Source organism: Amycolatopsis sp. NBC_00355 (assembly GCF_036104975.1).
In the GTDB taxonomy this organism is placed as follows: domain Bacteria; phylum Actinomycetota; class Actinomycetes; order Mycobacteriales; family Pseudonocardiaceae; genus Amycolatopsis.
This window is the reverse complement of the sequence record NZ_CP107982.1, coordinates 378,909-403,942: the sequence shown is the minus strand read 5'-3', so window position 1 is coordinate 403,942 and position 25,034 is coordinate 378,909. Positions and strand designations below refer to the sequence as shown.

Sequence of the window (25,034 nt, the reverse complement as noted above, 5' to 3'; positions counted from 1 at the left end):
GGCTACGACCGCGAGGCGAGGTCCCGGACCGTGTCCGCCGGCAGGCGGGTGCAGCCGACCGCGCCCGGGTTGAGCAGCAGGTCCGTGCCCGGACGGGCCGACAGCAGCGCCGCCAGTTCCTCCGCGTCCACGGCGAGCCAGCCCGCCGTCCGGACGCGGCCGCGGTGCGCGGGCGCCGTGGCCACCAACAGGCACGGCACTCCATCAGGCGAAGGCGCCGTCAGCGGCGAGCCGGTCGCGTCCAGGGCCACCGCGGTGGTGACCTGGCGGAACACCGACGCCACCTGCTCGAACTCCGCGTCGCCGGCGGACAGCAGGCGCAGCACCGCGTCCAGGGGGTCCGCCGGGCTGTCCGGGCCCGACGGCTCGTACGCCGGGTTCGGCTCGAAGTCCCCGATCGAGCCGTCGGCCAGCGCCGGCCAGCCGCCGACCACGTGGGTCCGGTCGGGCGCCGACGGCTCCGGGGACCAGGCCGGGTCGACCAGCAGCACCCACTTCTCAGCCGTCATCACGCACCCCTCCCACCGCGGCCGTCAACCGGGCCGATCGTTCCGACGCGGCCTTCTCCTGCTCCTGATAGCGTCGCACGCCCTCCGCGATCCGCCACCGGTAGAGCCACGCGAGGTTCGTGACGCGGAACCGCCGCATCAGCCACAGTGCCCGCCGCGTGGCCTCCACGCGCCCCTCCAGCGCCCCGCGCACCGCTTCGCGCATGACCTCCACGGGCAGCTCCCCGCCGGCCGGCTCCCGGAGCACCGCCGCGACTTCGCCGGCCCGCGCCTCGAGGTCCGGCGACGACAGGACGGCGTCCACCGCGACGGTCACCAAGCCCGGCCGCAACGCATCGTGCCTGGCCAGGGCGTCGACGGCGGCCGCGGCCGCGCCGACGTCCAGGCCGCCGGCCACCCGGGCCGCGATCTCCAGGACGTCGTCCCGGGTGACGACAGTGTCCGTGACGCCGTGCAGCTGCAGCACCGCGAACTCGGCGGCCAGCCCGGCCGCGGCCGCCGCGTCGGCCGGGCTCGCCGAATCGTCGACCACGAAGGGAGCCGCACCAGGCGGAGTCAACGCGAGCAGTTCGGTTTGGACGTCGGCCGCCAGAACCTCGGGGACGACGGGCGCGGGCAAGCCGTCCCGCACACGCTCCACAATGGACTCGGCGAGCGAGCGGGCCGTCTCCGGAGGCGACACGACCGGACCCAGCGGCCGGTACACCAGCCCGTCCCGCCACTCACCCTTGCCCACGCCCGGGAAGAAGTCCCGAATGGACGGTCCGACCGGGCGCCACTTCCCCGACACCGGGTCGAACCGCCGGTCGACGACGTGCGTAACCCCCGGGAACGCCGAGACCTGCGCCAGCACCGAAGTCCACACCAGACCGGGATCGGCGTGCGCCTCGACGTCGTCGGCGACGCTGTCCAGCCGCACCACCGGCAGACCGGAACGCAGCCGCCCGACGATCTCGCCGACCGCCGGGTCGACACGCAGCCGTGTCGAGGCGAAGGAGATCTCGACGTGCCCGCCGTCGCCGCCGCGGATCTTCACCGGTACGCGCGCCAGGACGTCGTGCCCGAGAGCCTGATCGAGGTGTCCGGCCAAGGCCTTCGCGACCGGACCGGCGCCCGTTCCGGTGACGCTGATGGCGGGCAGCGGACCGTCGCCGGTGTCGGCCACGAGCACCGCCCGCGCGAGTTCGCGGGCGCCGGCGGCCAGGTCCGTGTCCCGGTACCCGAGGTGCCGGTCGACGACCGCGCGGAGGACGTCGGGCTGTTCGTGCTGCGCCAGCACCGGCGCCGGGTCGCGCAGGGCGAGGGTGGTCGCGACGGCTTCCCGCACCACTTCCAGGGTCCGGGCGCGGTCGGCCAGCGGCACCGGCCCCGACGTCGGCTCCGGACGCGCGTACCGCCAGTCCTTGGCCACCGCCTCGGCCAGTTCCGCGACGACCGCACCCGGGTCGGCGGGCTTTCCGAACGTCGTCCAGTGGCCGCCGCGGACGACGGCCGTGAACGCGTCGTCGGTGGCGCCGAACAGCGGCGCCGAGGGCTCGTCGTCACCACGTCGGTTGGCGAGCACCGAGTCCGTCGCGGCGTGCACCGGCAGGCCGGACGCGGCGTGGAAGTCGAACGCGACACCACCCGGCCCGCGACGGCGGCCGGCGGCGCACGGGAAGAGCGTCACCGATTCCGGTCGTGTGGCACCGAAAGAAGACGTCACCAGCCGGGCCAGGGTGGCGCCGTCGACGTACACCGCGCGACGCTTGCCGCCGACCTGGGCGAAGACCTTCGCGCGGGTCTCCTCACCGTGTCCGGTGACGAGGAACGTCGTCCCCCGCGCCAATTCGTCCGCCCACGGCGCCCGCACCAGCACGCCGCCCTCCCCCGGCCCGCGACCGCGCAACGACGGCCGCGAGCCGGCCGCGAAGTCCCGCATCTCGTCCGGCGCGGCTTCCACGATGAGGTTCTCGCCCGTGGTCTGCGTCAGCCAGGCCTGCACCTTCGCCGCCTCGTCCGGCTCGAGGAAACTCACGCCGCGGACGTCGCCGGACGCGTCCCGCAGCGGCGTCGCGGTGAGCGCGTCGAACTCGACGGTCGTCCCCGGCTGATCGGCCGGTTCTCCCCTGAACCGCTCGCCGAAGGTCGCGAAGTGCCCGCCGTCGGTCACCGTCGTGAAGCCGTGCGCGGCGCCGGTCGCCTGGCCCAAGGTCGCCGACGGGCGGCCGAACAACGCCGGCTCGGTCGGCGCGTGCACCTGCAGCGGCCCGCCGAGGTCGGCCAACGCGCGCTGGAAGTCGTGGGCGAGCCCGCCCGGGCCGTCGAGCTTGCCGGTGCTGCACGCGATGAGCGTGATCGACGGCCGCCCGGACCCGGCCGCCTGCGCGAACGGCTTCGACGCGGCGAGGATCTTCGCGAACGCCGCGCCGTCGACGCGGACCGCCCGCCCGCCCAGCAGCGTGAGCTTCACCGACTGCGGCCGGCCGTGGGCCATGACGAACAGCGTCCCCGGATCCCACGGCGCGGGGCTCTGCGACGCCCACTCGCCGAACGCGCGCCCGTCGAGGTCCGGCTTCGCGCCGTTCTCCCGGGCGTCACGCAGCAGCGGCGCGGTCCGCTCCGGCGTCGCGCCTTCGGGCAGGGAGCCGACGGTGTCGGCGTGATCGTCCGCCCAGTCGCGCTCGATGCCGGCGGTGTGCTCGGCGGCGGGCAGGAACGACACCGCGACGACGCGGCCGGACCGGTCGGTGACCGGGCGGGCTTCGATCTGGGAGACGTCGAAGTCGTAGGGCAGGCCGGTCCCGGTGTCGACGCCGGTGACGGAATCCTGCGCCAGCTCGGCATCCACAGTGGACGGATTGAACGCCTCGATCTGCCGGTCCAGTTCCCGTTTGGCGTCCCACCACGTCTGCCGGGCTTCGTCGGCCTGACGCCGGGCGTCGGCGACCTCGTCGAGCGCGGCCTCCCGGCGGGAGATCTGGTCGGCGCGGTCGTTGCGGTGCTCGTCGAGCACGGCGGCGAGGCGTTCGGCCCGGTCCTGGGCCGCACCACGCGCCCGGGTCAGGTCCGGCTGCACGGCCCGGATCGCGGCCGCGTCCTCCAGGGCCTTGCCGTGCGTGGCGAGGAACCCCCGCTGCTCGCCGGAGCCGGGTTCGGCGGCCGCGGCCAGGGTCAGCGCCTGGTCGGCGACGTCGTTGAGCCGCGAGATCTCCGCGTTGCCCGCGCGCAGCCGCGCCCCGGCGTCGCGGGCATCGGTCTCCGCCGCGGCCAGCGCGTCCCGCAGGGCTCGGACGGCGTCGTCCGCGGTGTCGACGCCGAGCGCGGGGCCGTCTTCGGCCAATCGACGCGAGCCTTCACGCTGGTCCAGCCACCGATCGTCGGCGCCGCGCTGGGCCTGATCGACGGCCTCCTCGGCGGTGCGCCACGCCTCGGCCGCGTCCTTCACCGCGTCCTGGGCCCGGGTCAGCGGGTCCGGCAGTTGCGCGTGCAGGAACGCCTCGACGTCGGCGTCGGTCATCCGCACCAGCGCCGACGACGGCACCTTCACCTCGACCGCCGCGGTCCGCCCGCCGCCGAGGTCGGCGACCACGCGGTACTCGACGTCGAAGCCGACCAGGCCGGTGCGGCCCTTCGGCTTGCCGGTCACCGACCGATCACCGGCCGACGTCGACGACGTCGGGTCGGTGCTCGCGTCGGGCGAGCGGGTGTCGAGGCCGCCCCACGAGTGCGCGTTCTGCCCGGGGTCCGTAACCCCGCCGCCGCCGAGGTTGTGCTGCTGCTCGGAACTCGACGTCGCCTTGGCCTCGCCCGTGAACGTCACCGTCCCGGTCGCCGAGTGCTCCAGCTTGACGCTGTCGCTCAGCCCGGCGAGCTTCGGGTTGACGACCCGCGCGTAGACCTTCACGGTGCCGTGGCCGTTGCGCAGCACGGCGCCTTCGTGCAGCTCGGGGACTTCCAGGGGGCCCTTGACCAGGTCCGGCAGGTTCGCCTGGAGCATCTCGTTGGTGACGGCGGACGCGAGGGTGGTGTTGCCGATCAGGCCGTCGCGCGCGCCGGCGGTCCGCAACGCCTGCCGGGCCGCGGCGCGCACCTCGGCGGCGCCGCGCAGGCCTTCGGTCGTCGCCGACGGCGGCAGCGCGCCGTGCCCTCCGTCCTGCCAGATCTTCAGGTCGGCGTCGCCGAAGTTCTTGACGGTCGTCGCCGCCGCGTTGTGGTCCTTCGGGACGGACCCGGTGCTGATCTTCTGGTCGTCGGCGGCCGCCCGGACGACGAGGCCGGCGTTCTGCGAGGTGACCGGGAACGCCTGGTCGCCGCGCGTGACGACCAAGTCGAACGTCACCTTCGCGCGGTACCGCACCGCGGGTCCGCTCGAGGACGCCGTCTTCGACGTCGTCTTCGTGCCGGTCGCGGTCGTCTGGTCGCTCTTGGTGCGGGTCCCGGACACTCCCTTGTAGACACCGTCGTAACCGCTGACCTTGGCGTGGCTGTCGGCGAACAAGCCGCGCCCGGCGCCGCGGAACTGGCCGCCGTAGGACGAACCGTGGCCCGCGGTCTCCTTGGCCGTCGCGGTCGCGCTGACGGCGTGGTCGATCTCGCTGCCGTCGTGCGCGACGTCCAGGAACTCGGTCTCGGTGATCCGCGCCTTGAGCAGCACCTGGTAGGTGTCGGTCGTGACGACACCCGGGTCGTGCAGCACCAGGGGCACGCCGCCGTCGAGCGCACCGTCCACAAGGGACGTCACGCTCTCGGGCGACGCCGCGTCCAGCATCCGCTGCAGGTTGTTCATCGAGTCGTCCAGCACGGACTTCGGCAGCAGCCGGTCGCCGGTCTTGCCGAGCGTCGCGCGCGCGTCGCGGATGAGTCCGCTCAGGTCCGGCGCGTCCTCGACGACGGCCGCGCCGAGCGCGCTGGACGTGCCGCCGACCAGCGCCGGCGCGGTGAGCGCGCCGGGCGCCGGGGTGCGCGGCTCGAGTGGCGGGAGCAGGCCCTGCTCGCGGGCCTGGTCTTCGGTCATCCGGACGAACACCGCGCCCGGCAGCTTGACGTCGGCCCCGGCGCGCGACTTGCCGCCGTTGACGACGCTCTCCTGCCGGGTCTCGGCGACGAGCCGCACGTCGGCGTCGTACTGGACCAGCACGGTCCGGCTGTCCGACGGCGCGCGGCGGACGTGGTCGACGTTCGCGCTCAGCTCCGCCGACGTGCCCTTCGTGCGGCTCCACGGGCTCCACTTGGCCGAGGTGTAGAGCTGCCCCTGGCCGTGCGGGTCGCTGCCGTCGGGCCGGATCGTCATGCCGAACTGGACGTTCGCCTCGACGGCCTGCTTGCGGGACTTCTCGTACCCCGCCTTGGTGCCGCCGGCGAACGTCGTGTCGCCGCCGCCCGCCTCGGACGTCATGATCAGCTTCGGGTTGCTCAGCCCGACGTTCATCCCGAGGCCGCCGACGCGGTCGGCGACCCGGCGTTCGTAGCGGAACCCGCCCGAGCGCGCGCCCTGGCGCAGGAAGCGCGGCAGGCCGGAACGGAACGTCTGCGGCGAGAACATCCGGTCGATCCGCTTGCGGGCTTCCCCGCCGGGCAGGCCGAGGACGCCATCTCCGCCCGCGGCCCGGCCGAGCTGCCGGACCGCTTCGTCGCGCAGGGCTTCGGTGTTCGCGACGGCTTCGACGTGCAGGAACTTCGGCGCGGGCGGGCGGGCGGCCCCGAGCAGCGCGTCGAGCTCGGGCGCGGTCTCCAGGTCGACGGCCGAGGGTTCGCCGGGCGCGAACCGCGCCGGGTCGGTCTTCGGCGCCGAGCCGTCGCTGACCCAGAGGTCGACCTGGCCGGAGATCTTCGGCAGGCCGTCGCCGGTCTTGGCCACTGTGGACACACGGGGCGTCTGGCGGAACGGCGATCCCGGCGTCAGCTTCTTCACCCACGGGCGATGCCGGGTGTGGCTGGTGATCTCGACCTCGAACTCGACGTCGTGCTCGAAGACCTGCGCGTCCGGGCTCCCGCCGATACCCGTGGTCACCGTGGTGGTCGGGCCGCCGGAGTTCTTCCACGTCGTGGTGTCGGAGTACTGCACCGGCGTGACGGTCGGGCTGATGCCGAGCGACGTCAGCGGCGTCGTCTTCGGGATCATCATCCGGCCTTCGAGGCCGACGCTCCAGCCCTTCTCGGTCGTCGTGCTGCTGCTCAGCGTCGGCAACGTCGCGGTGCCGCCCTTGACCGACCGGCCGGTGGCCTGCCCGAGGTGGCGGCCCGGCGACAGCTTCGCCTTGACGGTGACGCTCAGGTACTCGTCGGTGAACAGGCCGCGCCGCTTGAGCTGCGTCGACACGCCCGGCCCGAGCAGATCGTCCATCCTGGACCGCAGCGCGGCCGGTGAGAAGTTCGCAGTGATCTTGCGGAGGTTGCCCAGGCGTTCGGCGGTGTCGGCGCCGGAGCCCTTCGAGACGTCCCGCTGGAACATGTCGAAGCGGGGCAGGAACTTGGCGAAGCCCGGGCGTTCCCGCAGGGTGTTCTCGATCTGGGCCTGGACCTTAGTCGCCGGGGTGAAGGTTCCCGCCCGGACGTGCCCGGCCGCCGCGGCCGCGGCCAGGTACGGCGGCTCGAACCGCTGCTCCCCCGGCGTGACCTTGTCGCGGGTGCCGTCCGGCACCGGCAGCCCCTGCGCTTTCGCTTCCGGCAGTCCCATGCGGACATACGCGGTGGCCGGCACGGTGACGGTCTCACCGCTCGATGTCGTCACCGCCAGGTCCACAGTCACCTTGTACAGCCCGATGTCGCCCTTGGCGTTCAGGTTCGTCTTGGCGGTGACGCTCGTGCCGCTCTGCGACGTCTGCGTGACCTTGGCCGACGCGCTCGCGCTGACCCCGGCGACCCCGCCGACGGCCCCGGGGATGTAGGCGCCGCCGCCGAAGATCCCGTTGATTTCGCCGCCGGACTTGGACGCGGCCGACGTGCTCCCACCGGCGACGGAGGAGTCCGTGAGCTTCACTTCGGAGTCGCCGGGCACGGTGCCGAGCAACTCGACGCCGGTCGGCTTCGCCCGCAGCTCGACGGCCTCGCGGTAGCTGCCGTGCGGGCTGGCCAGGTCGTTCGACACCACGGGTGAGCCGGACAGCGCGGTGCCGAGCACCTGCCGCAGGCCACCGCCGCTGACGAAGTCGCGCAACGCGGTGCGGCCCGGCGCGCCGAACTTCGTCACCGACGGGTGCAGCTTGCCGCTGACCTGGTCGAAGAACGCCTGCTCGTCGAGGAGCACGGCTTCCGGGGCGAGGAACTCGACGCGCTCGGCCCAGTCGTCGCGCGGGGTCGTGTCCTTCGGTTCGTGCGACTCCAGTCCGGCGAGGTCGGTGGGCACCAGGAGGCGGACGCTGCCGTCCACTTCGGACCCGGTCCGCCCGCCGGTCTGGGTGGTGACGGTGATCCGGTACTTCACTGGGACCTCGGCGTTCTGGAGGTCACCGGCCGAACGGATCACCCGCTGCTCGGTGCCGGTGCTGGTCGAGGTGTGCTCGATGGCGGGCGAGGCGAGCTGCGCCGACGCGCCGACCGAGGCGTAGGGCCCGGCCGGGAACAGCCAGAACACGGACGTGCCGACACTGCCCGTCGTGGTGTCGGCGTTCGGGTCACCGTGCGTGGTCTCGTTCTTGTTCGTGACGTCGCCGGCCGCGGGCGTCGCGTCGGTGATCCGGTCCGCCGCGACCGAGCGCAGGTCCGGCTCGGCCTGGACGCGGACCTCGAACCACTTCTCCCCCACCCGCACCATCGACGCCTTGCCCGCGCCGAGGAACGACTCGAACCCCCCGCCCGTCAAGGAGCCGGTGATGGCGTCGACACCCTCGGGCCGGCCATCGGCCAGCGGGTTCAGCAGCTGCTCGATCCGCGTGCCGACCTCATCGGCACCGCGGACGTCGACCGGGGCGAGGGCGCCGAGGGCACGGCCGTCGCGCGCGTACTCCGGCAGCCGGGCCCGCAGCGGCCGGGTGTCCGGGGTGTCGTCGACCAGGACGTCGTCGCGGTGCGCCGGGTCCCAGCCGGCGATCAGGTGGTCGAAGAACTCGGCGCGTCGCGGCGCGTGCTGCCGCAGCGTGTCCGGGTCCATGAAGTAGTACTTGGCGGTTTCGGCCATGTCCTCGTGGACGTTGGTCGCGCCGTACTTGCTGATCGGGCGTTCGCCGTCGAAGGCCGGGTAGCCGTCGGCGTCCCAGTGTCCGGTGTGGACGTTGAACTCGGCCTGACTGACCTTCAGCTCCTTGAAGATCCGCTCGGCGGCCTTGCCGGAGAGCTCGTTCTCGAGCCGGGTGAAGACGTCCGGGTTGGCTTGGGCCAGCTGGGTCACGAACTGCGAGCGGCGCGGCGCGCGTGTCGCGAATCCGTCCGGGTCCAGCAGGTAGGACTTCAGGGCGGCCTTGAAGTCGGCGACGTCGTCACGGATCTTCGGGTCGGCCGGCGGTTCGCCGCCGGGCCTGCGGTGCGGCGAGCCGTCGGGATTCCAGCTGCCGACGTGCTTGCCGTAGTCGTCGAGGGCGTAGGACAGCAGACCGTGGGCGAGTTCGTGGGTGACTGTGCCCTCGATACCCCGGTGGCCACCGCCGAACTCCTTGTTGATCACGCCCATCGCGTAGAGGTTCACGGTCCCGTGCGAGGCCAGGTACTCCGCGCGAGCCGTCGGCGCGATCTGGCCGCGTTCGACACCGAACGACACCGCGGCGAAGTGCCGGACCTCCTGCTCGGCGTGCGCACGGCTCGAGCTCGCCCGGCGCTCGCCGAGGATCGGCGCGTAGTGCTCGAGCGCGTCGTCGATCGCGCGGGTCTCGTCGGCGCTGAACTCGCGCGGCTTGACGCGGGCCAGCACGGTCGGCTTGGCCTGCGGGTTCGTCTCGTGGACGGCGCGGACACCGCGGGCGGAGTCCCGATCGGTGCCGTCAGGTCCGGGATCGGTGTCCCCGACCAGCACGGTTCCGTCGTGCACGGCGTCGTCGAACAGTTTCGCCAGTTCCCGGTACTTCTGTTCGTACGGCGTCTTCCCGCCGTCGCGGGGCTCGTTCGAGTAGGCGAACCGGTGCTCACCCGGCACCGGGACGTGGTCGCCGTTTTCGACGGCGAGGCCGGTCAGCTTGTCGTAGCCGTCCTGGATCTCGCCGGTGGTGTCGTTGACGAACTTCGCCTGCTGGCTGTAGGAGGAGAAGTCGGCTTGGTAGTACTGGTGGAACTCGTGGAACAGGTCGCGGACGTCGGACGCGTTCGGCGGCCGCCCGTCCGCGGTCTTCACGCGGTGGGCGAGGCTGTTGACGAACGTGTGCACGTCCGTTGCGGACACTCCCATGTCGCGGAAGTAGAAGCCGAACGGGTCGGAGTCGACGAACGCGCGGGCGATCTCGAAGTCGCGCTTGTCCGCCCACAACCCTTCGTGGCGGTTCATGTGCCGGACGGCGCCGCGGTGCTCCGGCTCGCGGTCGTGACTGACCTGGGCGTCGCCGTACTGGTTCTTGGAGTTGACCTTGTCGGCGTCGTGGAACAGGATCGCCTTGGCGATCGCGTCCCGCGGCACGAACCGGTCCGCGTCCTGGTGGCCCTGGGTCAGTTTCAGGTACTGGTTGAGCACCATCTGGGCGTGCTCGCCGAAGGTGTTCGGCTTCGTCTGGCCCGGCGCGCGGTCCGGCCGGCCGTCGCTCTGCGGCTTGACGGTCTCGGCGAACTTGCGGGCCAAGGTGCCCTCGGAGTCCACATCGGACACCAGCTGGTCGACGATCTTCTTCGCGGAGTCCGGTTTCGGGTCGGCCAGGGCGTCTTGGATCGTCGAGGCCAGGTCGCGGCCCGCGGTCTGGTGCCGGGTGAACACGGCGGGGTCGTTCTTCTGGGTGTACCCCCGTGTGTGCTCGGCCTGCCAGCGGCCGAACTCGTTCGCGAACGGCGTCCCCTCGACGCCGTCGTCGGTCAGGTCGGTTTCGCGGGTGTCGAAGTCGGTCTTGATGCGGCGTTCGTCGGTGGCGAGGGCCGAGCCGATCTCCGCCTGGGTCGCGAAGTCGGGCAGCCGGTCCATGAAGGCGTCGGCGTCCTCGCGGCCGGCCGGGTCGAACCGGGCGTCCGCCAGCAGGTCCGGGTGGCGCACCTCGGGGCCGACGGCGTTCACGAGGGTCTTCCGGAAGCCCGGGTCGGCGAGCTTGCCCGCGTTCTTGCGGCCCAGCTCCTTGGCGAGCGCGTCGGCGACGTCGTCCTGCTTGGCCTGGAAGTGGGCGCGGAGGGCGTCGGCGTCGAGGCCGACCAGCGACGTCTTCGTGACCGGGTGCATCGCCTTCGGGACGACCTGGGCCTTGAGCTGCGCGGCGAAGACGTCCGGCGCGATGGTGACGCCCGGTTTGGCGAGCAGCTTCTTGAGGGCGGCGTTCTTGGCGAGGTCGTCGGTGATCCCCTTGGTGAACGCTTCGCCGCGCGGTCCGCTGAGGTAACCGCGCTTGCCCTTCTTGAGCCCGTCGAGCTGGGTCCCGCGGGCGCCCTTGAGGGCGTCGAAGTGGTCGTGCACGGTCTGGTGGACGATCTTCGCGATGTCGGGTGCGAACGTCCCGGTGTCGCCCAGTTCGGCGGTCAGGCGATCGGTCACGGCCTTGGTGACGGCGTCCGCGGCCCGCGTCGCGATCTGCGGGTCCGCGGTCAGCCCGGCGCGGATGTTGTCGAGGGTGTCGCGCCGCGCGTCCGGGCCGGCTTCGGTGAGCACCTGGCTGGGGACCTGCAGGCTGTCCTTGACCTCGCCGAAGACGGTGTCCTTCAGCTCTTTCGCGCCCACCGGGACGCCGTCGGGGGCGTGCCGGCGGACGGCGGTGTCGATCGCGGCGCCGATCCCGTCGGAGAGCTGCCCGACGGTGGCGCGGCCGGGGCCGTGGGTGTTGAGGAAGACGTTCATGTCCTCGGTGCGGCGCGCTTCGCTGTCCGCGGCTTCCTTGACGGTGACGTCGGGAATGCTGTCGCCGGCCGGGGAGAAGAAGAGGTCGGGCGAGTTCTTCCAGGTGTGGTAGTGGTTTCCGAGCGTCCTGGCGAGACCGCGCAGCGCGGCGGGGTCATTGCGGAAGTACTTGCGGCCGTCCGGCGTCCAGCTGAACCACGGGTCGTTCTCGCGGCCGAGCGCGGCGGAGTCGAAGTCCGGGCTGATGCCGAGCCGGTGGTAGAGGTCGGCCAGGTCCTCCTGGCGGCCCGCGACGTCGGGCATCTGCCGGTCGTGCCCGCCCGGGGTGTACGTGACGAGCGAGCCCTTGAGCGCGTCCTGCTGGAGCGCGTCGAAGTCCTTTCCGCGCAGGCCGAACTGGTTGGTGTCGCCGTTCTGGTCGACGTTCATCGAGAGGCTGTTGCCCTGGGACTGCGCCTCGACGGTGGCCTGGGTGCTGACCTTGGTGAACGTGTCGATCGGCACGAGGAACGAGCGCAGGACCGGCTGCATCCCGGGCTTGCGGTTGACGTCGTGCTCGTACTTCGCGGTCCACTGCAGAGCCCGCAGGGGCCGGCCGCCGCCGACCCAGAAGACTTTGGAGCCTTCTTTGCCGTCGCCGCTGAACGGGCGAACGCCGCCGTCGGCGTCCTGGTGGACGTCCTTGAACTCCGAACCGCGCGCGGCCGGCGTCAGGATCGCGGTGTACAGCCGGACGTAGTGGTTTCCCTTGACCGTCTCGATCTCGAACTCGCCGCGGTGGACGACCTTGCGCCCTTCCCCGGTGCGCAGCACCGTGGAGCCGGGGTAGCTCACTTGTGGACGTCCGATGTGGACGTTCTCCTTGGTACCGAGGTACGTCGGCTTGCCGTCCACTGTGGTGCGCAGGACGTGGACCGGACGGCCGGTCTCCGGGCCGTGACTGGTCCAGTTCCCCTTGCTGTCCAGGACGTGTACCCGGACGTCGGCGGCCTTGGCGAGGGCGTCGAGGTTCGTTTCGTCCTTGTTCGCGTCGAGCGCGTCGGTGATGCGCGCGTGCTCGTTGGGCGTGTTGTCGTTCAGGCTGGCGGCAACGGCCTCACGGAAGTTGCCGTGCGGCGTGTCCCCGCCGACGAGCACGGGGTCCATGCCGTGCACACCGAGGACGGTGTGCTGCGGCGGCGGTAGGACACGCCGGTCGAGGATCTGGCCGGGGTGCGGATCGTCGACCTGGACGGAGTTGACGGTGACGGGCGCCCGGGCCGGCGTGTGGTGTTTCGACGGCGCCGGAGTCGTTTCCGCCGTGGGAGGTTCGGGGCGCGGCGCGGGCGTGACACCGGGGTCACCGAGGTGGTGATCGCGGATCGGCGCGGTGTCCGAGATCTCCTGGATCTTGGCGAGGTTCTGATCGGTGAGCGTCGAGTCGGTCCAGGCGTCCGGCCCCATCACGCCGGGCTGGTCGGCGCGGTGGAAGAGCAGCCGGTCGTCGTGGTAGCCCTCGCCGAGGCCGAGGTAGTGCATGACCTCGTGGGTGAGACCGGTCTTGGCGTCGTGGACGTCCCAGTGCGTCTGATCGGTGGGCCTGCTTCCGTCCACTGTGGAGTCGTGAACGTCGACCGGCACGCCGCGGTTGTGGTCGCTCTGCCAGTCGCCGTCGACCGGCCTTTGTGGAGTTCGGACGTCGACGGTGACGTGCAGCTTGTCCCCGCCGGGCAGGCGGTTGTCCTGGTTGACGGTGGCGTCGAGGTGCCTCTGCAGGTCTTCGGCCAGCTGGGCACGAGCTTCGGGCGTCACGGAGCCGGAGTTCGAGGTCAGGTCGAGCGGGACGGTGAAGTCCCGGACCCAGCCGCCGTCCTCGGTCTCGTAGCGGCGGACGTCGTAGCGGATCCGGGTGATGGCGCCGTCGAGTTCACCGTCTTTGAGGCCGTCGCCTTCGAATTGCCGCGCGATGGACTTGGCGGGATCAAAGCGCTCGGAGACCAGCCGCGCGGGCGGCGCGGTGTCCCGGCGGCGGGTGTCTGTTGTCTTCCCGGTCTCCGGTGTGGACTGTCCGGTGTGGACCTCGGGCGGCGCTTGGGCCGGGCTCTGGTGGCCGGTCAGGGCCGGCTTCTTGACGGCGTTCGTCGCCTGCGGATCGCTGTTCGTCCTGGTGACCCCGGGTTTCGCGCCGTCCTTGGCGGTCGCACCCGCTTCAGACGTGACAAAGCGGGGAGCGGAATCCGTCTTGATCGGCGAGGGCGGCACAACCGGACGGGGCCTCGCCGTGCCGGCACCGCTCTTGCTCGGCCCGGTCGCCGCCCCGGGACCTGCCTCGTTCGGCCCGGTTCCGGTCGCCGACCGGAGACCACCCTTGACCGGCCCGGCCCCGGTCACCGCCCCGCCCGGCTCAGTCCCAATGGCCGGCCCGGGAACAGGCTTGGCACTTCCCATCGCCGTGGCCGGGTTGACCCCAGTCTCGGCCGATCCAGTCGCCGCAGGGCCGACGTTCACCGTTCCATGCCCCGTGACCGGCCGGGCATCGCCCTTGCCCGGTCCTGTGCCAGTGGTCGACTCGGGTTTGACCGGCCCGGCGGCCACCATCGGATGCGCATCAACCTTCGCCGGTCCAGGACCAGTTGATGGATCGGGGCTGCCCTTGGCCGGCCCGGTTCCCGTGGCCGGCTCGGGACTGGTCTGGGCCGTTCCAGGCCCGGGAGCGACCTTGGCAGCTCCGGTGTCGGGGGTCGGGTGGGCGTCGGCCGTGGGTGCGCCGTCGGTTCCCGGTCCCATGTTCGGCTGGGGGCTGGTTGTGGGGCTCAGCGTCGGCGAGCCCGCCGCAGCCACCCCGCCGACGCTTCCCGCCACCGGCGGCGGCGCGGGCGTGGAGGCCGGAGTGTCCGGCTGGGTGAATCCCGACAGTCCACTTTCGGTGGTGTTCGGGCGCCCGTTCGGGCCGGGTGCGGGATTGCCACCCGCGGTGTTGTTCGCCCCGGTTCCGGGTGAGCCGGCTCCCGGCGGATTTGAGGGAGTGCTGAGACCGTTGTTCCCCGGGCTGCCCGTGACGGAAGAGTTCGCGCCGGTGCCACTCGTACCCAGTCCAGTACCCGGAGCGCCGAAACTCGAGCTGCCCGTGACCGCCGGGTTCGTGCCTGCGCCGTTCACACCCGGGCCGGTACCGGGAGCGGTGATACCCGAGCTATCGGGGGCGGAGGTAGTGGTGGTATCAGATCCCGACGGGCTTGTTCCAGTGCCCGCGGACGTGCCTGGCCCCGCGGCACCCGGGTTGGTGGCGGTCTGCGGCGCCGTGCCCGAAGTGCCGTTCTGGCCTTGCGAACCGTTGCCCGGGGCTTCGACGGGCGTCACCGCGCTGGAGCCGTTGGGACCCAGGCTGGACGGGTTGCCCGGCGTGGTGCCCAAGTTCGCCGGACTGTTTGTGCTGGTGCCCGTGTTCTGGCCGGCACCGGTTGCTTGGCCCGCTGAGCCATTGCCCGTCGTACCGGGACCTTGGCTCGCCGGACTGGTGCCCGCGGTGCCGGTGCCCGGTCCTTGACTCCCGGTGGAGGCTGATCCTGAACCGCCAGTGGGGCCCGGGGAAGGTGCGGTCGCACCCTGCTCGACCGCACCTTCCGTACCCGGGCCGGGACCGCCCGGCGCCGACGGGCCGGAGCCCACCACTCCGGTCGAGCCGGCGCCGCCCGTCAAGGTGCCGGAACCGGACGAGCCCACACCCCCGGACGGCCCGGAACCGCTCGCCGCGGCACCGGCGCCCGTCGAGCCCGTTCCGGTTCCCACACCCGAACCACTCGAGCCGACGCCGGCACCGGGCCCGCCCGCACCTTGGCCAGTACCGGCAGAGCCGGAGCCACCTCGACCGGCCTGGCCGGGGCTGGCAACACTCGAGCCGACGCCGGCACCGCCCGCACCTTGCCCCGTCCCGGCCGAGCCGGACCAACCCGGACCGGACCCGGTTCCACCCGAACCGGCCTGGCCGGGACCGACACCGCTCGCGCCGGACTGACCAGAACCCGCGCCGGTCGAACCTGGCTGACCAGAACCCGCGCCGATCCCGCCCGAACCGGACTGACCGGCGCCGGCGCCAATCCCACCGGAACCGGACTGACCGGAACCGGTGCCGGCCCCACCCGTGCCGACACCTGCGCCTCCGGTGCCCTGAGCGCCGTTCCCCGCACCGGAGCCGCTGGGAACCGACGGTCCAGGAGCGGAACCCGGCCCGTTCGACCCGACCGAGCCCGTACCGCCAGGAGCCGACGTGCCGGAGCCGACGGTTGCACCCGAGCCTGCCCCGTTCGAATCGGCGCCTGTTCCGCCAAGACCGGACGTACCGGATCCGACACCCGTACCTGCCCCGGAGCCGGATCCGCCCGAACCGGCACCTGCTCCACTCGGACCGGACCCGCCGGAACCTGCACCTGCTCCGCTCGAACCAGACCCGCCGGAACCGTTATCGGCTCCCGGACCGGAACCAGTCCCGCTCGAAGCAGGCGCACCCGTCCCGGCCGAACCCGTCCCCACTCCGCCGGTACCAGGCGCGCCCGAGCCGGACCCACCGGTTCCGGCACCCGTCCCCCCAGTAGCCGGGCCACCGGCACCAACCGAACCCGCGCCGTTCCCGGAACCGGCTCCCGACCCGCCCGAACCGGAGCCGCCCGTCCCGGACCCTGCCCCGCCCAGTCCCGGGCCACCCGTCCCCGGACCCGCCCCGCCCGAACCCGGACCATCCGCCCCGGAACCCGCCCCACCCGGACCCGAACCACCCGTCCCCGCTCCGGAACCCGCTCCGCCGGAACCATGACCAGCCGAACCCGAACCACCGCTCCCGGAGCCGGCACCCCCGGAGCCCGGCGCCGGGGGTGCGTCGATGGGTCCGATGTTCCCCTTGTCGAACCCCACGTCCCCGACGTCCTTGGGCTGGGCACCTTCAGCCCCCGGCCCACCACCGGTCAGCTTGTCGTGCAACGACTCCCCGGCGTGGTGCGCACCGTGCGTCGCCGCGCCGCTCAGGCCTCCGTTCAGCGCTCCCCAGCCCAGGCTGTCCAGGTCGCCGCCGAAGGCCGCCGCTCCGGTGAGGCCGACCACCACCTCCGTCGCCGCCTCGATGCCCGATTCGCCCCAGACGTTCTTCGAGAACTTCGTGCCGAACTTGCCGTCGACCTTGCCGAGACCGTTGCCCGCCACGTGCGCGAACGCGCCGCCGACCGCGCCCAGGGCCGCCGACTGGCCGATCGACTTCCAGTCGAACCCGTGGCGATTGCCCTGCGCTATCTGGATGAACTGCGCCAGCATGTCTTCCGCGACCTCTTCGGCCGCCTCCTGCGCGGCCTCCCGCGCGATCCTGGCCAGCAGGCTCGTCAGGCGCTGCACGAGCGTGCGCTGCACCGTCACCACCGCGGTCCGGCCGGCGGCCATGATCTCCGGGACCAGCGGTGCGGTGAACGGGTTTGTCAACGCCCACAGCACTTCCGCGGCCGTCACGGCGATCGAGATCAGCATGCCGTACTTGGCGTTCTCGACGTTCAGCGCCTGCTCCCGCAACGACGCCGCCTGCGCCCGAGCGCGCTGGACGTAGTCCGCGCCCAACGTGCTCAGGTTGCGCGAGAAGTCCGAGAAGTTCTGCTGGACGTCGCCACCGACGTTCGCCGTCACGTGCTGCGACAGCTGGTTGAAACCCTGCCCCGCCGCCGCGATGTCGCGCGCTACCTGGTCCCACTCCGCGGCCAGCTCGCGCAGCTTGTCCTCGTCGCCCTGTGGCCAGGCGTCACCCGCGATGATGTAGAAGATCCAGTTCAGGCTGGGATCCACCATCAGGCTCATCGCGAGTAACCTCCCCGGACTACGAAGAAGCCGGCGGCTTCGAGACGTCTTCCTGCAGCTGCAGGAAGTTCTTCTGCAGGTCGCGCGCCATGTCGAACGCGCCCTGATCGGCCTCGCGGAACGAGCCGGCCATGTCGTGGATCGCGTCGGACGTGCCGTCGACGGCCTTCGCCCACAGCCGGACGCCGTCGCGGATCTCGGCGACGGCTTTCATGTGGGTCTGGGCGAACGCGTTGCCGTTCTTGTCGTGGCCCGCGGCCTCGGAGACGCGCCCGGAACTGCCCAGCGCCTGGATGCGCTGAACCAGCGCCTCCAGCTCCGTCGCCTTCTCGCGGTAGCCGTTGCGACCGGTGTCGAGCCCGTCGGCGTCCACGAAGAACTGATCAGTCATCCTCGGTCCCTCCTTCGAAACCCGGCACCCGGGCGGCGAACAACGCTTCGACGTCGACCTTCCCGGCCATCAGGTCCCGCGCGGAAAACCCCGGCGGCAGCATCGGCGCGAGCTCCTCGGCCGACGCGTCGATCGCCTGCTGCCGCGCCTGCGCGATGGTCCGGACGATCACCCCGGCCAGCTCGGCCGGCGCCATCCGCTTGTACGCGCTGGTCGGGAACGCCAGCTCGGTGACCTCACCGGTGCGGCCGACGGTCGCGGTCACCTCGCGGCGCGCGGACGTCGCCGTGCCGGTGGCCTCGTCGATCCGTTCCTTGGCCGCGGTCAGGTTTTCGCGCTGCCGCTGGTACGCGCCGAGCGCGTCCTCCAGCATCTTCTCGTAAGGCGATGCCATGACTCCTCCTTCAGCCGACCGAAGCCAGTCCCTGCCCGAGCGCCAGTGGTTCGACGTCCGGCGGGCGGACGCCGCGCAGGTCCGCGGCGGCCAGCGTGCGCGACGCCGCCGTGGCCGACAGCGTGCGGGCGAGTTCGTGCGCGGCGTGCACGGTCCGTTCCGACGCCGCCGCCAGCTCGTGCGCGAGCGCGCCGCGGACGTCGTCCGGGACCTCGTGACCACCGCGGACCAGCAGCCGCACGGCGATCTCGCCGAGTTCGTCCACTGTGTACTCTCCCAGCTCCCAGACCGCCGGGAACCGGTCGCGCAGTGACGGCACCAGCCCGGCCAGTGTCCGGACGCGCCGCGGCTCGCCGATCAGCACGACGACCGGGTCCGCGGGCCGCCGCCCGACGGCTTCCGCCAGTGCCTCGAGAACTTCGTGACCGGGAGTGTGCACACTGGACTCCCAGTCGCCGTCCAGGTCGAGCACGAGGACACCGCCGCTCGCGTCGTCCAGCGCGGTGCGCACCAGGTGCTCGGCCTGTCCCGGCCAGCGCGGCATCAGATCCTCCGCGACGGACCGGCGGACGAGTTGCCCGACGCCGACGAGGCCCAGTTCGGCGAGACCGCGCGCGTACAGCCGCGCGAACTCCGCCCGGCCCGAGCCGCGCTCGCCGCTGAGCACGACGTTGGCCTCCTGGCCGAGTGGCTGCCGGCCGTGCTTGAGCCCGCCGAGCCGGACCAGCAGGCGTTCCGCGTGTTCTCGCACGGCTTTCTGGCCGACGAGCTTGCGCAGCCGGTGCACGCTGTCCGCCGCGCCGACGGCCGCGGCCGGGTCGGTGCCGACGGACACCGCCGCCTGGGCCGCCGCGGGCAGGTTCGCCAGTTCGGCGCGCAGGTCCTCGGCCGTCAGCCGGTTGAGCTCGGAGTCCTTCGACGGCGGCTGCAGCGCGAGGCGCGACGCCTGGTTGTTCACCATGGCCTCGAACAGCTTCCGCGCGACGCGGCCATTGCCGAACGTCGAGTTCTTCGGCACCCGCTCGAAGTACTCGCGCAGCGTCGTCAGCGCGTCGTCGGTCAGCTCGTAGTAGTGCTTGCGGGTCAGGCCGAGCGTGATGGTGACCAGCTCGTCGACGCTGTAGTTCGGGAATTCGATGGTCCGTGTGAACCGCGAGGCCAGACCCGGGTTGGACTCGAGGAACACGTCCATCTGCTCGGAGTAGCCGGCGACGATCACGACGAGCGAGTCGCGCTGGTCCTCCATGATCTTCATCAGCGCGTCGATGGCTTCCTGGCCGAAGTCCGGCCCGGAGCCGCCGGAACCCGCCGACAGCGTGTACGCCTCGTCGATGAACAGCACCCCGCCGATGGCCTTCTCGACGACCTCGGTCGTCTTGATCGCCGTCGAGCCGATGTACTGGCCGACGAGGTCCTGCCGCGCGACCTCGACCATGTGCCCCTTGGACAGGATGCCCAGCTCGGCCAGGACCGTGCCGTAGAGCCGCGCGACCGTCGTCTTGCCGGTACCGGGCGGGCCTGCGAAGACGAGGTGCCGGCTCATCGGCGGCATCGGCAGCCCCATCCGCTCCCGCATCTGGGACATCCGGATGAGGTTGATCAGGCCGGTGACTTCCTTCTTCACCCCGGCCAGGCCGACCAGCGACTCCAGCTCGCCGAGCGGGCCGTCGAGCACTTCACCCGCGGCGTCGCTCGTGCCCGGTTCGACGGATTCCGCTTGCGGCAGCTCGCGAACGGGTTCGCTCGCCACACCGTCCACTTCGCACTCGGCGAGCGTCACGTTCGCGCCGTCGTCGGACGAGACGCCGTTGTGCACGCGACAGCGTGACGCGGTGAGCGTGCCGCCGGCCTTGACGACGATTTCGTCGGCGATCTCGCAGTCCTGCAGCTCGGCCGTACCGGCGACGCGGACCCCGCTCCCCCGCACGTGGAGGTCGGTGCCGGTCAGCCAGGACGATTCTGTGACCTCGACGGCGAGCTCACGTCCGGTCTCGACGGACGCGTCCGTCAGGTCCAATCGCGACTGTCCGGAAAGGACGATGCCGTGGCCCGCGAGGCGCAGTCCCGCGATCCGGACCCTCGCGTCGGCGGTGACGAGCACACCGGTCTGCGTCGCGCGGCGGATCGTCGCACGCTCGAAGTTCGGCGTCGCTTCGCCGTCGGCCAGGATCAGGACCGGCGAGTCCTCGAAGGTGCAGTCCACGAAGTGCGGCGACGCGTTGCCGGTGACCTGCACGGCGTTGCGTTCCGCGCCGGCGAACACGCATTCGCGCAGTACCGGCGCGGCGGACGCGGCGACGTGCACGGCCTGCATCGGCGCGGACAGGAACCGGGAGTCCACAACGGACACCCGGCCTTCGCTGGTCAGGTACAGGTCGACGTTCGCGCTGTCGCGCACGGTCAGGCCGGTGATGGTGGCGCGGCCCTGCTGTTCCACGACCATGGCGGGCTTCTCGGCGCCGGTGATCTCGCACTGCTCGACCACCGCGACGGCCTCGCCGTTCACGCAGACACCGTTGCCTTTCGGCTGCCGCACCGCGCACCGGCGCAACACCACGGACCCGACCTCCGCGACGACGACACCGGATGAGGCAGTACCGGTGATCTCGGTGTCCTCGATGGTGCTCTGCGACGGCGACGCGACGACGATCCCGGCGCCGGCGGCGCTGGTGACGGCGCAGCCGCGCAGGGCCAGGGAGCCTTGGAGGCGCGCGAGGAGCGTCGCCCAGGAGGCGCCGGTGACCCGGCAGCCGTCGAGGGCGGCCTCGCCGCGCACGACGTCGACCGCGACGAGCTTGTCGTCCTGCCCGGTAAGGGTGAAGCCGCGCAGCTGGACGGCTTCGGCGTTGGCCACGAGCACGCTGCCTTCACGCGCGACGATCTCGACGTCACCCTCCGCGACCAGTGAAACCATGCGGTCGACGACGAGGTTCTCCTCGTAGCGTCCGGAGTGGACGGTGATCGTGGCGCCCGGCTGGGCCTGCGCGAGCGCGGCGCCGATCGTGGGGTAGGCGCCTTCGCCGCCGACCGTGAGTACCTGTCGGTTCATCAGTTCCGCCTCTCCCTCACACCAGACCCGGCACGACGCCGAACCGCCCGGCGGCCGCCGGGTCGACCGGTTCGCGGCCGTCCGTCTCGGCCCACACCTCGAGTTCGCGCCGCAGCGACTCGAGCGCCAGTTCGTCGAGCGAGATCCGGTCGGCGGCGACCTTGCCGGTCTCGTCCACCTCGCTCACGGTCAGTTCCCGCAGCAGCACGAGCCCGCGCTTCGTTTCGGCCGGCTCGGTGACCTCGAGGACCTTGAAGCTGGTCCCGGGCACGAACAGCGCCCGGTTCGCCACACCACCTTCGCCCGGCTCCAGAAGCTTCGTCCGGCGGGCGGTGACCGACCAGACGAGGATGTCCGTGTCACCGTCCGATGTGGACATCGGCGTGGTCAGCGCGTGCAGGAAGCCCCACTCGGTAAGCACTTTCCGGGTCCGGTAGAGCGCCCACTGCCCGGCGGACGGGCTGGTCGCGAAGGTCGCGGGCCCCCGGTGCGACGGAAGCCGCCCGAGCCCGGCGACGACACACCGTGCGATCGGGACGTGCGGCCCGTTGCGCCCGGCCCGCAACCCGGCGTCGATGGCGGCGCCCTTGGCCGAGAGGTAGAGCTGCACGGCGACGGCATCGGTCAGCACATCGGCCGACGACGCGGCGAGCGCGCCCTGGAAGCCGGGGTGCTCGGACAGGATCCGCGCGGCGGCGTTGGACATGAGGCCGTACTCGGCGCCGAGGGACTTGCGGAGCCACTCACGTTCCTTGTCGACGCCCCGCTTGGGCAGGAGGGCGGTCGCCTCGGCGGCGGGAGTGGGCTGGAGCCGGGCGAGATTGGTACCGCCGTCCGCGACCTCGAGGGGCGAAGCCGCGGACGGCGGGGTCTGGGGGGTGTTCGTTTCCGCGCCGCGCGGGGCAGGCTCGCCCGGGTTGCCTGTGGGGGTGGCGCCGCCGAGAACCCCGGCGGGCGGAGTGGCCGGGGCGATGGTGCCACTGGTCGGTCCGCCCAGTACGCCCGCGGGCGGAGGAGTCGCGGGACCGGTGGCTGCGCCGGGTCCGCCCGGAGTCTGGGCGGCAGGAAGTTCCGTGGCCGGGCCGCCGACGACTCCGGCGGGCGGCGGCAGGGTCACAGGTCCGGCCGAGACCATGGGCCCGGCCGCGGCCTCGCGGAGACCGGCGGGAGGAACCGCCGGCGGCGGGAGGGGTGCGGGCTCGGTGGCGGCCGGTCGGGTGGCCTCCGCCGGGGCTTCGGGTCGCGGGTCGATCGCGACGGTGGCCGGGCTGTCCGCCTCGGCGACCGGAACCGCCGGTGACGGGGTCGCCGGACCAGCGGAAGGACCAGCCGCCCCTGTGGACGGCCGGGTCGCCGGACCGGTTGCCCAACCGCTCGCCGGACCGACCGGTGAACCGGTGGTGCCGGTCGCCGGACCATCAGCATCCGTGGGCGGGACGACCGGCGGCGTGGTCAGGCCGCGGGAAGTGCTGGTCGCCGCACGGTCAACACCTGCGGCTCGAACCGCAGGCGCGGCGGCGGGGTCGGCGGAAGCGTCGATCACCGAGCCGATCACCGGTCCCTCCGCACTGGCCGGCCGAACTGCCGGGGGCGGAGTAGCCGGGCCTGCGGGAGCGGCGGTCACCGGGCCGTCCACGCCCACTGGCGGGGCCGCCGGGCCGCGCGAAGCAAACGACAAATCCGACTCCGCCGCACCGCCGACACCAGCAGCAGCGCCGACCGCAGGAGCGGCGGTCACGGGGCCATCCACGCCGACCGGCAGAACCGCCGGAGGCAGGGCCGCCGGACCACGCGAAGCAAACGACAAATCCGACTCCGCCGCACCGCCGACACCAGCAGCAGCGCCGACCGCAGGAGCGGCGGTCACGGGGCCATCCACGCCGACCGGAGGAACCGCCGGAGGCAGGGCCGCCGGGCCGCGCGAAGCAAACGACAAATCCGACTTCGCCGCACCACCGACACCAGCAGCGGCGGCGCCGGTCGCAGGACCGGCAGAGCCGATCACGGGGCCATCCACGCCGACCGGCGGAACTGCCGGGCCACGGGACGCGAGTGATGAGTGCGGCTTTGCGGTACCGACTGTCGAAGCAGCGTCTCCGGGCTTCGCGGCGTCGGTCGTCGAACCGGTCATGCCTGCGGGCGGGGGCGGCAGGGTGACCGGCCCACCGGAGACCGCGCTCTGCTCCGCGGCGGGAGCTGGGCCACCAGCGGCCGCCGACGGGCGTGCAGGAGGCTTGACCGACTCCGTGGCCCGCTCCTCCGACCCCAGGGCCGGCATCCGTGGCGGGGCGGCCGTCGTGATGGTTACCGGGGCCAGGGATGCCGCGATCACCGCACCCGGGTCCAGGCGCTCCGAGATGCTCAGCAGCGGCACCTCCGCCGGCGCCGTGCCGCCCACCCTGGCCGGGGCCGCCGCCGGGGGGACTGCCGGTGCCGGGGCGGCGGCCGGTGGGGCGGCCTCGATCTCTGCCAGTGCCCGGCGCGGGATCGTCGTCCGGGCGCGCTCCGCAAGGAGGGCCGCCGCAGGGAGGATGCGGCTGATGCGGCGGGTGTGCTCGTCCAGCCTGGCCAGGACGTCCTCCGCCAGCAGGCGCATGCGCTCGACCGCGTCCGCGCCCTCCTCCGGGACGTCGTACGTCAGGTTGTGGACCGACGTGTCCAGGGTGACCTCGCGCAACGCCTCCACCGTCGGGCCGGCCGACGGCGGACGCAGCAGCAGGCCCGACTGGACGACCTCCAGCACCGCGTCCGGCGAGTACCAGTAGACCGCGGGCTCGATCTCCTTCAAGCCCTCGATCGGCAGGCGGTGGTCCAGCATCCGGGGCATCGGCTGCTGCGGGACGTACGCCAGCTCGCGGGCGAACGTCGCCCAGCCGAGGCCGCCGTCGTAGAGGACCGTCCAGACGTCGAGGTCGTGCGGGGTGCCGATCGGGAGTCCACTGTAGAACCCGACTTCGCGGCCCAGCAGGTCGGCGAGGGCCTGGCCCAGGGTCGTGCCGGACGGCACCGACATCGGGCCGTACTGGACGAAACGGGCCTTGTGCCGCACCGGTTCCGGCAGGCGCATCCAGAGGCGGGCCGCGTCGTCCATCGTCAGGGGCGGGCAACCCGGGCAGCCCAGGACGATCGTCATCGTGTCCGGCAACGCCGGCAGCCCGCGGATCAACGCCGAGCGGTGGTAGCCGAGCTGGCGGTCGAAGCCGACCGGGCGGATCCACAGGCCGCCGGGCAGCGGCTCGGCCACACCGCGGGAGCTGGTCGACGTCAGTTCCGCGGTGACGCCCGAATCCCACGAGGGACGCGGGAACCGCTTCGCCTCCCACTTCGGCGGCCGGCCGGGCTGGAACCGGACCCAGCCGCTGCCGCGTCCACTGTGGACGAAAAGGGCACCTCCCGCGCTCGGGATCACCGAACCGTCCGGGGCCAGCACCGGACGGCCGATGCGCTCGGCCAGCCACTGGCCCGCCAGCGCCGACGTCTCCCGCGAGCGCCCCCCGATGACGAGACGCACCCCGCGGCGACGCCGCGGCAGCGCCTTCGCCACCGACTCCCACAGGGAGATCGGCGAGTCCACCGGCAGGTCGACGACGACGAGGTCGTGTTCGGTGTCGGCCGCGACGCCCAGGGCGAGCGCCTGCGCCTCCTGGGTCATCCCGGCGGCCGGGTGGACGACCAGGGCGTTGCCGACCGTCTGGCGACCGAGGTCGGTTTCCGGGCCGCCGCGGCGGCGCACCAGCGAGAGATCCATGGTGTCCCTCCCTTTCAGGCTCGGCGGACCGGGGGTGGCGTCGCCTGGACGGCGTGCCCGGTGTGGTGGGCGATCAGGCCGAAGACGAAGAACCCCAGCACGATCAGCACCGCCAATGCGGCACCGACCAGCAGGCCGGTCCAGGTGCGCTTGGCGGGCACGTCGAGGTGGCTCGCGTCGCCGAGCACGAGCGCCGACGTCATCCGCCCGATGAGGAACGAATACGCCTCGACGTGGTCCTTTTGCGTCTGCACCATCTCTCAAA

At 72.6% G+C, this 25,034-nt stretch carries 7 protein-coding genes and 1 pseudogene; all 8 read right to left on the bottom strand.

Going from position 1 to position 25,034, the window contains the following annotated elements; all coding sequences use genetic code 11:
• Window positions 1–2 precede the first annotated feature (2 nt).
• On the bottom strand, window positions 3–509 hold the full coding sequence (locus OHS18_RS01555) for a type VII secretion system-associated protein (protein ID WP_328615614.1): 507 nt from the start codon (window positions 507–509) through the stop codon (window positions 3–5).
• The gene (locus tag OHS18_RS01550) at window positions 499–13,620 is read right to left on the bottom strand and encodes a hypothetical protein (RefSeq protein WP_328615613.1); all 13,122 of its coding nucleotides are present in this window, start codon (window positions 13,618–13,620) and stop codon (window positions 499–501) included. The genes OHS18_RS01555 and OHS18_RS01550 overlap by 11 nt, the downstream gene beginning before the upstream one ends.
• 3,228 nt (window positions 13,621–16,848) lie before the next feature.
• A pseudogene (locus OHS18_RS48480) lies at window positions 16,849–17,178 on the bottom strand (WXG100-like domain-containing protein); the annotation flags it as partial.
• 28 nt (window positions 17,179–17,206) lie between these two features.
• Complete coding sequence (locus OHS18_RS01540; protein ID WP_328456863.1) at window positions 17,207–17,578, bottom strand: hypothetical protein; 372 nt, start codon at window positions 17,576–17,578, stop codon at window positions 17,207–17,209.
• Window positions 17,571–17,972 (bottom strand): YbaB/EbfC family nucleoid-associated protein, encoded by a 402-nt coding sequence (locus OHS18_RS01535; protein WP_328456865.1) that lies wholly within the window; start codon window positions 17,970–17,972, stop codon window positions 17,571–17,573. The genes OHS18_RS01540 and OHS18_RS01535 overlap by 8 nt, the downstream gene beginning before the upstream one ends.
• 10 nt (window positions 17,973–17,982) lie before the next feature.
• Window positions 17,983–21,021 (bottom strand): right-handed parallel beta-helix repeat-containing protein, encoded by a 3,039-nt coding sequence (locus OHS18_RS01530; protein WP_328615611.1) that lies wholly within the window; start codon window positions 21,019–21,021, stop codon window positions 17,983–17,985.
• A gap of 16 nt (window positions 21,022–21,037) precedes the next feature.
• A complete protein-coding gene (locus tag OHS18_RS01525) occupies window positions 21,038–24,769 on the bottom strand; it encodes a hypothetical protein (protein WP_328615610.1) in 3,732 nt (1,243 codons plus the stop codon).
• A gap of 14 nt (window positions 24,770–24,783) precedes the next feature.
• Window positions 24,784–25,026: a type VII secretion protein EccB gene (locus OHS18_RS01520; protein ID WP_247050436.1), complete on the bottom strand. Its 243-nt coding sequence runs from the start codon at window positions 25,024–25,026 to the stop codon at window positions 24,784–24,786.
• Between the last annotated feature and the right edge of the window lie 8 nt (window positions 25,027–25,034).